The 11,125-nt window shown below is 59.3% G+C and carries 11 protein-coding genes; 7 read left to right on the top strand and 4 right to left on the bottom strand.

The window, feature by feature from the left end; translation table 11 throughout:
- Positions 1 to 268 precede the first annotated feature (268 nt).
- On the top strand, positions 269 to 2,407 hold the full coding sequence (locus H567_RS27575) for a CRISPR-associated ring nuclease (RefSeq protein WP_028322778.1): 2,139 nt from the start codon (positions 269 to 271) through the stop codon (positions 2,405 to 2,407).
- Positions 2,404 to 3,036, top strand: coding sequence for an NUDIX domain-containing protein (locus H567_RS0120180; protein WP_153306296.1), 633 nt, complete (start codon positions 2,404 to 2,406; stop codon positions 3,034 to 3,036). The genes H567_RS27575 and H567_RS0120180 overlap by 4 nt, the downstream gene beginning before the upstream one ends.
- 394 nt (positions 3,037 to 3,430) lie before the next feature.
- Here the strand turns inward: H567_RS0120180 and darG are convergent, their stop codons facing one another.
- The 4 genes from darG to H567_RS0120160 all read right to left on the bottom strand — a co-directional run bounded on the left by darG (position 3,431) and on the right by H567_RS0120160 (position 5,710).
- The gene (darG, locus tag H567_RS0120170; protein WP_028322776.1) at positions 3,431 to 4,495 is read right to left on the bottom strand and encodes a type II toxin-antitoxin system antitoxin DNA ADP-ribosyl glycohydrolase DarG; all 1,065 of its coding nucleotides are present in this window, start codon (positions 4,493 to 4,495) and stop codon (positions 3,431 to 3,433) included.
- A gap of 16 nt (positions 4,496 to 4,511) precedes the next feature.
- On the bottom strand, positions 4,512 to 5,153 hold the full coding sequence (darT, locus tag H567_RS0120165; protein ID WP_028322775.1) for a type II toxin-antitoxin system toxin DNA ADP-ribosyl transferase DarT: 642 nt from the start codon (positions 5,151 to 5,153) through the stop codon (positions 4,512 to 4,514).
- Positions 5,154 to 5,309: 156 nt separating this feature from the next.
- Positions 5,310 to 5,507: a hypothetical protein gene (locus H567_RS28790; RefSeq protein ID WP_153306295.1), complete on the bottom strand. Its 198-nt coding sequence runs from the start codon at positions 5,505 to 5,507 to the stop codon at positions 5,310 to 5,312.
- Entirely contained in the window at positions 5,504 to 5,710 is a 207-nt protein-coding gene (locus tag H567_RS0120160) for a hypothetical protein (protein ID WP_028322774.1), read from the bottom strand. The genes H567_RS28790 and H567_RS0120160 overlap by 4 nt, the downstream gene beginning before the upstream one ends.
- Before the next feature lie 354 nt (positions 5,711 to 6,064).
- On the opposite strand from H567_RS0120160, the gene H567_RS26265 reads away from it, so the two are divergent.
- The 5 genes from H567_RS26265 to H567_RS30180 form a co-directional block, all read left to right on the top strand.
- On the top strand, positions 6,065 to 7,450 hold the full coding sequence (locus tag H567_RS26265) for a tetratricopeptide repeat protein (protein ID WP_035255470.1): 1,386 nt from the start codon (positions 6,065 to 6,067) through the stop codon (positions 7,448 to 7,450).
- Positions 7,451 to 7,485: 35 nt separating this feature from the next.
- Positions 7,486 to 9,114 carry a CRISPR-associated primase-polymerase type A1 gene (locus H567_RS26260; protein ID WP_051185160.1) on the top strand — a complete coding sequence of 543 codons (1,629 nt, stop codon included), beginning with the start codon at positions 7,486 to 7,488 and terminating at the stop codon, positions 9,112 to 9,114.
- 19 nt (positions 9,115 to 9,133) lie between these two features.
- Positions 9,134 to 10,180, top strand: coding sequence for a CRISPR-associated endonuclease Cas1 (cas1, locus tag H567_RS0120145; RefSeq protein ID WP_244155526.1), 1,047 nt, complete (start codon positions 9,134 to 9,136; stop codon positions 10,178 to 10,180).
- Positions 10,181 to 10,183: 3 nt separating this feature from the next.
- Positions 10,184 to 10,462, top strand: coding sequence for a CRISPR-associated endonuclease Cas2 (gene cas2, locus H567_RS0120140; protein ID WP_028322772.1), 279 nt, complete (start codon positions 10,184 to 10,186; stop codon positions 10,460 to 10,462).
- A gap of 423 nt (positions 10,463 to 10,885) precedes the next feature.
- On the top strand, positions 10,886 to 11,125 hold a 240-nt coding region (locus H567_RS30180; protein ID WP_028322771.1), incomplete at its 3' end, for a type II toxin-antitoxin system RelE/ParE family toxin.

Below are 11,125 nucleotides of genomic sequence, written 5' to 3'. Positions count from 1 at the left end.
CATACGCTACTTTTTTCATGGGCTGGTCCTCCGTTTTGGATTTCTTGGCTGGGGTGTATTTTACACCCCGGACCAGCCCGTTTCATATGATCTAAGTCAGAATGAATGCCCTGACCTGCGCAGATTGACAGTCGATGTCGGCGGTCATATCGGCGTTTGTTTTTAACGGTAAGAGCGAATATCGCGCTTTGAGTGGAATGACATAAAGTCAATCCGAGAAAAACAATCGATTTAAAGGAATGATACTCCTTCCAGAAGGGTAGGCATTATGTCCGACATCCTGGTAACCACGCTCGGCACAAGCTGGCAGATCGTGCCGGAGCTGCTGGGGTTCACGAACCCGAATCTGGTGGATCTTTACGCCCGTCATCCGAAGCGCGATGAGATCGCCGAGACCCGCCGGTCAGCGGACATCCGTCCGGTCGAAGAAGTCTGGATGGTGACGACAAAGGGTGAGAAGACCGATACTTCCATTCAGAATCTATTGGCTTGGCACCGGCTGTTCGGGGGAGGCGGGAGACTCCCTGTCCTCAGGATATGGCAGGTGGCGGGAGCCGGGGATTTGGCTTCCGAAGAGGAATGCCGGCAAATGGGGGAGTGCATTTTCCGGATCGTTTTGCACGCGGCCGAGCGCTGCGCCGACGGGCATCTCTTGATATCTCTCGCGGGCGGACGCAAGACCATGAGTTCGGACATCCAGAACGCCGCCGTGTTTTTCGGGTGCCACGCCCTGATCCACGTCATCCAGAATGATGACTACGCGAAAAAGCTGTGGGGCCAGGAAGCGGCTTTTTTCCTCGAACCGTTGCCTGAAGACTTGAAGGACGCGGTTACTCCCCTCGTGGCAGGGCGGCATGAGCGGAACCCCGCCGCCGACCTCGGGGATGAGAGCGGGAGGGTGATCAGCCGGGATCGGTATCCGCTCGAGATGCCGGCGGCATCGGAGCCTCTGGAGACGGCCGTGGCGGGGGCCGGCCTCATGGAGGAGGTTCAGGAGCGTTCGCGCAGGGCGTCTTTTCTTTTCTGCAACCAGGCCAACCGGTTGATGGGCGAGGAGACGGGCACGAATTTCCTCGCGCTCTACAACCTGCGCCCTTCCCTGGTGAGACGGTTGAAGACGCAGCGGATCGGCGTCGACCCGGCCAGGGAGGATGACGAGCTGGTGTGGCTTCAGAGGCTTCCGAAGGCCGAGCTGCATTGCCATCTCGGCGGCGTCGCGGACCCGGCCGAGATCCTCGAGATTGCCGAGGCGAATCGCCTTGCACTGGAGCGGTGCCGGGACCGATGGGGTCCGTACGTCAAGGAATGGCGGAGGCTTGCCGAGGGGGAAGCCGGGGAGGGGATCGATTTCAAGGTTCTGCGGCAAGCCGTTCCAGGGGTCCCCGAACCCTTGTGTACGGCGGCGTTCGTCCTCGCCTTCGAAGACCGGGCGGATCTGTTGGAGCAGATCATTTACGGGACGTTCAGGCATGAGGATGCATTCTGCGGAGTCGGGTTCAAAGCGTACGAAAAGGCGGGGGATCTGCAGGGATCGGGCCTTCTTCAGTCGGAAGCCAGCCTGCGCGCAGCTTGCCGTATCTTGTGCCGCAAGGCTGCGAAGCACAACGTCCGTCATCTCGAGGTGCGCTGCTCGCCCATGAATTATGGCAAGGGCGGGCTGGACCCCGCCGAGGTGGTCCGGGTCATCGATGCCGAGCTGGCGGCTGAGGGCGGTCCGGCAAGCTATGCCTTGATTTTCACGGCGAGCCGGCATGGGATCATGAGCAAGGTTTACGAAAACATCGAACTGGCCGAACGCCTGCTGGGAGGCGATGGGTCGGGTTTTCCGAGCTTGAGGGGCTTCGATCTTGCCGGCAGCGAGGAGGCCGCCAGGCCCGAACAGATGCGCGAGGCCTTCATGCCGATGATGCGCCGGTGCCTGCGTCTGACGATCCACGCGGGCGAGACGTCTTCGGCCGAGAGCATCTGGGAGGCCGTGTATCATCTCAACGCCGAGCGCATCGGGCACGGCCTGACGCTGAAGGAGAATCCGGTGCTCCTGGACAAGTTCAGGGACCGGGACATCGCCATAGAGATGTGCCCATCGAGCAATGTTCAGATCGTCGGCTTCCGGGACAATTTTCTGCAAGTCACCTGGCGCCGCGAGCCCTATCCCCTGAAAGAGTATCTGGAACGGGGGCTCAGGGTGACGGTCAACACGGACAACCCGGGGATATCGAGGACCGACTTCACCAGGGAGCTGCACCGGGCCGCCCGCCTGACGGAAGGCGGGCTGACCCTGTGGGAGATCCTGCTGCTGGTGCGCAACGGATTCAAGGCGTCCTTCGCGCCGAGGGGGCGCAGGCAGGAGCTGCTTCGCGAGGCGGAGAAGGAGATCATCCAGCTCATCCAGGAGAGGCTGCCGTGATGAATCAGAAAAGCCGTTCGGAGCAGGTTCTGTGCGTCCCCCGGGATGGTCTCCCGGGGGAGTGGCTGATGGAGATGACCGCCTGTGAACTGTCGATGGAGGCGTTCGCCGCCCGGGTTCCGGATGCCGCACTGTCATGGCTGCCGCGGGGGCGCGCCGAAGGCGATCCTTCCTTCAAGCAGCTCATCCCCTACGTGGTGGTTCAGAGCGTCGATGGGCTCGAGACCGCGTGCTACCGGAGGAAAGGGTCCGAGGCGAGGCTGCACGATCTGTGGTCCGTCGGCATAGGCGGCCATGTGAACCGGGAGGATAGCTCCGGGCTGGATGCGGCTTTGCCCGAGGTCGTGGAGCGGGGTCTTCAGCGCGAACTGGGTGAAGAACTGGGCCTCTCGGCTCCGGCGCATCCGCCGGTTTTCGTCGGGTTGATCAATGAGGAGCGCACGGCGGTCGGCCGCGTACACCTCGGGCTGGTGTACCGGCTGCGGCTGAGCGCAGAGGACCAAGTGCGCGCGGATAGGGAACTCGATTCCTTCAGCTGGCTGAAGACCCGGGAAATGGACCTGGATCGGTTCGAGTTGTGGTCGCGGCTGGCCCTCAGGCTGCTGGACTGCGGCATAGGTGGAATATGATGTCAGGTTAGGCGCTGTTTCACCTCTTTAATCATCAGACAACGGGAATCTGAGCGCGAGAAACCCGTGGAGAGTTTTGGCGTCAGTTGCGCGGAAAGTCGCGTTATGGATGTTCGGGAGGGCACTTTGCCCTGCGAAAAGATGATCGGCTTTCTTGGAACGGGCGTTTGCCAGGCCGGCGTGTAAGTGTGTGGCCTGCGGAGCAAGGAGACGCGCTTCGTGCAGGCCGCCCTCGCCGCGATTTTCGAGCCGTAGAAAGTGGTGGTTTTCCTGCTGCAGGGCGGAAAAGAGAAAAACTGGCAGTCCCCGGCAGCTTCGGAAGGGAAGGAAGGAGGTCCAAAACCGTTATAACCGCATGGAAGATCGGATAAGAACCGGTTCATAGAAGCGCATGTCACTGACAAATCGTCTGATCAGGGAAGTTCTTAATCCAGTTTTTCCTGGATAAAACGTCCACGGCAAGCGCAATCTGACGTCTTGTGAATTGCCTTTTCCGATCATTCCATTCATATGTTCGTGTCACAACGTCATCCTCGGTTTGAACCTTCTCCCTGCTAATAACCCAGTGAACCGAAGATAATAACTCGAGACCGAATGGTGATTCGAATCCTTCGACCAGTTCTGTTACTTTATCAAATCGTGCCTTGGTTTCTGCTGCATCTCTAAGGAAGGCTAGTGCGTCTTCGACTGCGCCGGGTATCAGCTCTAAATGCTTGTTAGGTTCGTCTCCTCCATCGGCGTAGCCGGAAACCAAATGCCCTTCGACGGCGTTCAATACGTGCCTGAGGTTTTCGGCATACGGCCCATAATGGCTTTTCGTGAAGCGAAGTTTCAACGGTTCTCCAGCCTCTTGCATAAAATATATGAGCTTGTGTACTTCCAGCAAGGTTATAAAAGGGTCCAGCAACCCGTTTAGATAGCGGGACATCAATCCTACCAAGGCAGCCCTGCCTGACGTCATTTTAGGTACACCCTTTGAATGGTTGATCTCCGTGTTAATCGATGCGTCACGTGGCTCGAAAATGACCACCTTAAGCTCTTTGAACTCTCCTAAAGCCGCTTCGATACGCGGACGGACCTCTGACCAGCACAAACCGCCTAATCCGCTTCCTAGAGGCGGGATGGCGATGGACCGAATGTCCCTTGATCGGATCACCTCCACTAAAGCAACAAGACCGTTCTCGATATCCTCCATCCGGCTCTTGCCTCTCCAGTGACGCTTGGTTGGGAAATTGATGAGATAACGCGGGTTCACCAGTCGCCCGGTTTCAAAGACAAACATCTTTCCAGGCTGCACTTCCTTCCTTTTGCAAGCCGCAGCGTATGCCCTGAAATTATCCGGGTAAGCGTTTTTAAACTGAAGGGCTATGCCACGGCCCATGATCCCCACGCAGTTAACCGTATTGACCAGTGCCTCGACGTCCTCACTGAGTATGTCGCCTGTCTTGTATACGATCATATAGCTCTCCATTCTCTTAATAATACCATTCAGGCTTCACATCTACACGAGGTTTGTAATCTGCCGTTTGAAGGATTCTGAGGGTTTGATCACGTACGGGCCGTGATATTACGCCGATGCGATTGACCAATTCCCATGGAAATTGCCGTTCAATTAAGAATTCTGCTTGCTTACCTTCCTTACACTGGCGCCAATCCCTAGCCTGCACCGCTGCCCAATCAATTTCGTCCAAGTGGGAGAGGTCGCAACGATCCTCGAAGTAGTGGGCTCCGGCATTCGAAAGGGTGAACGCCCATGAGCGTCCCCCCTCCTTGGCCCAAGCCACAGTTTGGAGGAGATCCGCCTCCAAATGTACTATGGGGGCCTGCCCATCACGATAGGATAATGCGGGGTGATCAGCCTGATGAATAATGTAAAGCATAACCGAGCGTGGGCAGAAATAGAATGGGACGCACTGACCCACGTAAAGTTGAGGGCGGCTGGTCAGTTTTAATTCTTCAAGCCGCCGTTTTTTGATATTCATCATCCCGATGCGGGTTCCAGGTGCAGAGCGGCGAATTATTTCCGCGTCGCACCAGAGACAACCATCCAAGATAATCGAAGGGAGACGGTCAATATGAACAATATGATAGATCTTAATATCTCCGGGTATCGGCATATTTTTATCAACTGTCATCCCACGTGGTTTTGATGTGAAGACCATCCCTTGCCTTATGCCTGCTCAGGCGGCGCAGTCTCACTGATTGTATAAGTCGGCGGAATTCAATCTAATCATAAATACCGACCATATAATGATAGTTGATCAGCTCCGAAATCAATTATTTCCTGACTCGTCTCCATCCGGAAATGATTTCCCGGCACAACCCGGTTTCCAATCCGGAAATGAGGATTTTTGGCCAATATCAATGAAATCAAGCGCTTGCGCGGAGGCGACCTGTGGGTCGCCGCACAAGCAAACGTGTAGATTGACGCCGAGATTGGCCAAAAAGACCATTTCCGGATGGAAACTCATTCAACGGTTGCACCCTCAACTGAATTTCCTTGCGCTGGGTGGTCCACGGGGAGAAAATCCTTGTCCAAAAGACCCATTCCTCGCAACTGCTCACAAATCAACTTCTCTGCTACATTCGCGACGGAGCGAAACTCATCTTTGGCGATTTTTTCTAGGATTCGTTTAATGTGGGTCTCGACCCGGAAACCAATCTGCTCTTTCAATTACTTCTCCTCATTCGAAATCCCGGTAATCTTACGCGGATGGTATTCTGAAGGCAAAGCGTTTTTGGTTATGAATGTTTTTATCGCTTTCAAAAATAACAATGCTAATTCAATGTGAATGCCAGGTCAAGGCCGATTTTCCATGGTGCTCGAATGAAATAAAGATATTCAGGGAATAATCCGCGCAGTATCCCTGCCACTGAAAACCGACGGTCTTTGCAAAAGTTTTTTGAAAATCCCCTCTTCGATGCCGTGTTCCATTAGTGTAGGCCCCGGGTAGCCCCTCTCTAAGGGATGGGCCGCCCGGGAGTCCTGCCGACAGCCCCAAACCTCAATGTGAAGGAGGCGGCAGACATGGGCACCACGGCGAAGATCCTATCGTATCCGCAGGGAGAGGCTGCTCCCAACCCCCCACAGACAACCGAGGCGGTCAAGAACGGGAAGACCCCGGCCGGAGAGGCGTTCTTCGAGGAACTGGCCGCGCAGAGCGGGATCCAGGAGACCCTTGCGGCCAGGCTGAAGACGCACATCGGGGAGATCGAACTTCTGCGGGCCGACAACCGTTGGCAGGAGATCCTGGATCTGTATCACCCCGTCGAGGAACGCGAGCCGGAGATGGTCCGTTTCGGCCTGGACCTCCCGCTGCGCTCGGAGGTGGCCTTCGCGCTCAGCCGGCTCAAACGCTACGACGACGCGATCGTCGCCTACGAGGTGTGCCTCAGGCGCAGCCCGGACGATTTCCGGTTCCATTCGGGGTTGGCCTACACGCTGTACGAAAGCCTGCTGGCCGCCAAGAACCGGGAGATCATCCTGCCGCCTCAGGTCAAGGCCGGGCGGACGGATAGGGCGCTCGAGCACTTCAAAAAGGCGAGGGAACTCCGGCCCGACGGGGTGACGGCGTTTTACCGCGAAGGGATGCTCTACAAGAACATCCTGCAGAAGCCCGACCGGGCGTTGCCGCTTCTGGTGCAGGCGGTGAAGAATTGGCTGGCGCTGACGGACGATGAGCGGAAGGTCCGGCATCAGGAGCGGCGCAACTACATCAAGTCGCTCTATAACCTGGGCTCGTGCCAGGTGAAGACGGGGCGGATGAAAGGGGCGCTCGCGAGCATCCAGCGCTGCATCGAGGAAGACGGGGAGAAGAACCATGTGCGGGTCGAGCACAAGCACTTCGCCCTGGGAAAGGTCCTCTTCCACCTCGGCCGCTACCGCGAGGCGCAGGACGCCCTGGAGTTCACGTCCCGGGTGGTGAATCCGGCCGAAGGCGATTACGTCTTCGAACTCCTCGGGCGGGTGCTCCTGGCGCAGGACAAACCGCGGGAGGCCCTGGCGGCGGTTGAACGGATCCCGCCCCGGGTGCGCAGGCCTTACGTCCGGTGGACGGAGGCGGATGTCCTCAATCGGCTCGGGGAGCACGACAAGGCCCGGAGTGTTTTGACCGGGGCGCTCGAGCGGGACCGGCGTTCGCGGCATCGGACCCTGGTCCGCTTGGCCAAGATGGCGTACCGGGAGGGTAACGACGACCAGGTGCTCCGCTTGGCCGGGGAGGCGGTGCAGTTCCACATTGAAACCTTTACGACCCCGGATCCCGACGGGCTTTTCTGGCAGGCCGCCGCTCACCTGAGGAAGGGCGAGTTCGAGGCCGCCCGGCAAAAGGCTGCGGACCTGGCCGCGTTCAGACCGGCTTACCCGCTCCTCGGGAAACTCCGGCAGGCGATAGCGAAGAAGGCCGGCCCGTGAGGGGGAAGGAAGGCCAAGCGAAAGGAGATCCGAACATGAAACCGCCCGCTGAAGCGGCCCCGAAGCGTCCGGCCGCACCTGATTTCGAGCTGCTCTTCTCCCGACTGCGATCCTTTATCATCGAAAACCGCGAAATCGAGAAGTGCCGGGAGATCCTTCGCAAGATGGATGTCCTCCAGCGGCTCAACCCGGAGCAGTGCCTCGAGTGGAGCCGGCTGGCCCAGATGGCGGGCGAGATGGACGTGGCCTGCCGGACGCTCGGGGATTTGAATCGGCGCCACCCGGCCTTCGAGCCGGGGTGGCGCGAGCACATCGAATTGCTGGTCCTGCTCGGCAAGGGGGCGGAGGCCGCCGCTCTCAGGGCGCGCGCTCAGGGTGCCATCCCCGGTTTCGGACAACATGACGCGCAGCCTGTGCATACGGGCGACGGCGGGGGGGATTTTCAGTTTCTGGACGAGCCCTTTGCGGCCATGAAGCGGGAGGAGCGCCTGATCGCCCGCTATATGGCGCTCTTCCAGGGGCGGGAAGACTGCTTCGCGAGGCAGTGGGCGGACCGGAACGCCGGCACGAGCGGATACGTTCCCGTGAGGCGGGCGATCGAGCCGGCGGATGTCCGGGATCACCTGCGCGGCCTCAAGACCTACGGCATCTACCTGCTGCGGCGGGACAGCCGGGTGGCGACGGGCGTGATCGACGCCGATTTGAAGCAGGCCTACCGCACGGGGGCGGCGCTTGCCAAGGAGCGCTCGGGCATTCAGCGCGAATGCGCGTACCTGGTGGAGCGCGTTCAGGAACTCGGAAAGCCGATGAACCTTTTCGCGCTGCCGGAGTTCAGCGGGGGGAAGGGGTATCACTTCTGGTTCTTTTTCGAGGAGCCTGTCCCGGCGCGGCCGCTCAAGGAGGCGCTCGCAGCGCTTGCCGGGGCGCTCAGGCCCGATTTGACGTTTTTCGATCTGGAGGTCTTTCCGAAGCAGGACCAGCTGGCGGGGAAGGGGCTCGGGAACCTCGTGAAGCTTCCCCTCGGGCTGCACCGGGTCACCGGAAAGCCCTCCTATTTTCTGCCGAAAAGATCCGGGGATGTGTGGCAGGCCCTGGAGGTCCTGGAGGGCGCCGCCTACTCGACGTTGGAGAAAAAGGACCCGCCGCTCGGGAAGACGGGGTCCGGCGGCGGCGTTCTCATCCACCCCCGGCAGGGGGAGTGGATCGCGCGCTTCCCTGAGCTTCACCGGCTCTTGGAGCGGTGCCCTCCGCTCGGCCAGTTGATCACGGCCTGCCGCAACGGAAAGGCGATGGGGGTGCGCGAAGAGAAGATCCTCTTTGCCACCGTCGGCTTTCTCAAGCGGGGCAAGACGCTTCTTCACGCGCTGCTTCAGCCTGTGCCGGAGTACAACCCGCACCTCGTCGACTACAAGCTCTCGCGGCTGAGGGGCACGCCCCTGGGTTGCCGGAAGATCCACACCCTGCTGGGGGTTGCCCTGGATTTCTGCCGGTTCGATTCTCCGCTTCCTTACGCGCATCCGCTGCTCCACTGTCGGGAGTGGATGACCGAAGACCTGCCCGTGGCGGCAGAACGGGTCGAAAATTTGGCGGATGCCCTGGAGCACCTTCGGCGAAGCCTCGACCTGGTGACGCGTTTTCTGCCCGCGGTGCGGGAGACGTCTTGAGGGGGATGCTGTGCAGCGGATGTATGTGCTCGAAAATGGGAGCTATCTGAGGAAATCAGGCGGAAACCTCGCCCTTTTCCGGGATGGGAGGGTCGAAGAGGAGATCGACCTCGAACACCTGGAGCAATTGATCCTCGTAGGCTACACCTCCATCAGCGGTGCGGTGCTGCGCATGCTGATTCGCAGCCGTGTGGAGACGGTCCTCCTGAACCCCCGCGGGGGGTTCGAGGGGCGGCTGTCGGTCGACGAACACAAGCACGTCGGCCGGCGCAAAGCGCAGTATCTGCGGCTCTCCGACCCCGGGTTCGCCCTCGAGACCGCGCGCTCCATTGTCGGCGGCAAGCTCCGCGGCCAGGCGCGTTTTCTCGCCCTGAGGGGGAAGCAGCTCGGGGTCGATTCCCTGCTGGCGCGGGCGGCCACGATCCGCGCCATGGAGAGGAGCGCGCTGGACCCGGCCGTCGATCTGGACATTGTCAGGGGGATCGAGGGGCAGGGGACGCGCGTCTACTACGAGGGCTTTCCACGGCTGGTGCGGAACCCGGCCTTCACCTTCAAGGGCCGCAACCGCCGGCCGCCGCTCGACCCGGTCAACGCGCTGCTTTCATTCGTCTACACGCTGTTGACGAGCGAGGTCCTGACCGCCATCAAGATCGTCGGTCTGGATCCGTACCTGGGTGCGCTGCACCTGGAGGACTACGGGCGGCCGTCGCTTGCCTGCGACCTCGTCGAGGAGTGGCGCGTCTTTTTGGCCGACCGGTTCGTGCTGGCGCTTATCAACCGAAGTGTCCTCAGCCCGGACGACTTCGTCTACCGGAAGATCGAGGACACGGATTTCGTCGACGAAGAGGATCTCAAGGGGAAACGCCCCGTCGAGATGAAGCCCGCCACCTCGCGCGCACTGCTCAAGTCCTACGAAAAGTGGATGGAGCAGCGGGTGAAGCCTCCTGACGGGGATCAGAGGCTGACCTACCGGGGGTTGATCCTGGAGCAGGTGAGGCGCTTCGAGAGGTATTTGCTGGGGGAATTGAAGGCGTATCAGCCGTTTCCATGGTCACAGGTGGGATGAGCCATGTTCTATCTGATCTGCTTCGACATTGTGGACGACAAGGTGCGGAACCGGGTGGCCAAGGCGCTCAAGGGCGCCGGCACGCGGGTGCAGAAATCCGTCTTCGAATGCGCCGACCTGAACGAGAAGCAGTTTCTGAAGCTCAAGGACCGGATCGAGCGCCTGATCGATTTTACCGAGGACAGCGTGCGCTACTACCGGCAGTGCGGCGGCTGCCTGTCGCACTTCGAGTTCTCGGGGGTCGGCGAGCAGCCCGAGAAGCGGAAGTTTGCGGTGCTTTAGCGATTGTTTGAGACATCCCGAGGCGCTTTTCCGCCACTTTTTAATGGCTCCATCAAGTGCGATCACGGGCGGATGATTGTCAACCCTCTTTCAGGCGCTATGTGGACGCTTTCGCCGGAAACGGTGAGCTTGAACCTGGTCCCGATAGGCGAAAAGACCAGCCCTGAAGGTTCCAGGGGCGTGGCCATCATCCTGCTGGTCGATGTGCCTGTGGACTTGAAGGGCTATCTGGCTCCATCGATGTAGCCGTTTCAATGCAAGGGTTGGCAGGCCATCGCGTCCGTCGGCGGTGGCCTGCTCGTCTTTGCTGAGTTGCCAGAATAGACCCCTTGGAGGGGCGGCGAGGACTAGCCGCCCTTCCAGTTCAGCATTGGGATGTTAAAACCATTTGACGTTAAACGCTAAATGGTATAATCTGCCTGTATGATAAGATCATTCAAAGACAACGAGGCCGAAAAGATCTTCGATCGACAGCGGTCTATGAAGCTTTCCGAGGAGTTGCAGCGAGCCGCTTTGCGGAAGTTGAGAATGCTGAATCGGGCAACGAACCTCGATGATCTACGAATTCCACCAGGCAACAGGCTGGAAAAAATGAAAGGAGACAGGGCTGATCAATACTCGATACGCATCAATCGGCAATGGAGGGTCTGTTTCAGATGGTCC

It is taken from the genome of Desulfatiglans anilini DSM 4660, assembly GCF_000422285.1.
GTDB lineage: Bacteria > Desulfobacterota > DSM-4660 > Desulfatiglandales > Desulfatiglandaceae > Desulfatiglans > Desulfatiglans anilini.
Note: the sequence above shows the minus strand (reverse complement) of the source record. Positions and strands in the feature narration are given on the sequence as shown.

What these genes read in the sequence shown, in the direction of transcription:
- H567_RS27575 (WP_028322778.1), top strand. Translation starts at nt 269, where the DNA reads ATGTCCGACATCCTGGTAACCACGCTCGGCACAAGCTGGCAGATCGTG.
- darG (WP_028322776.1), bottom strand. Translation starts at nt 4,495, where the DNA reads ATGATCGTATACAAGACAGGCGACATACTCAGTGAGGACGTCGAGGCA.
- darT (WP_028322775.1), bottom strand. Translation starts at nt 5,153, where the DNA reads ATGCCGATACCCGGAGATATTAAGATCTATCATATTGTTCATATTGAC.
- H567_RS28790 (WP_153306295.1), bottom strand. Translation starts at nt 5,507, where the DNA reads ATGAGTTTCCATCCGGAAATGGTCTTTTTGGCCAATCTCGGCGTCAAT.
- H567_RS26265 (WP_035255470.1), top strand. Translation starts at nt 6,065, where the DNA reads ATGGGCACCACGGCGAAGATCCTATCGTATCCGCAGGGAGAGGCTGCT.
- H567_RS26260 (WP_051185160.1), top strand. Translation starts at nt 7,486, where the DNA reads ATGAAACCGCCCGCTGAAGCGGCCCCGAAGCGTCCGGCCGCACCTGAT.
- cas1 (WP_244155526.1), top strand. Translation starts at nt 9,134, where the DNA reads ATGTATGTGCTCGAAAATGGGAGCTATCTGAGGAAATCAGGCGGAAAC.
- cas2 (WP_028322772.1), top strand. Translation starts at nt 10,184, where the DNA reads ATGTTCTATCTGATCTGCTTCGACATTGTGGACGACAAGGTGCGGAAC.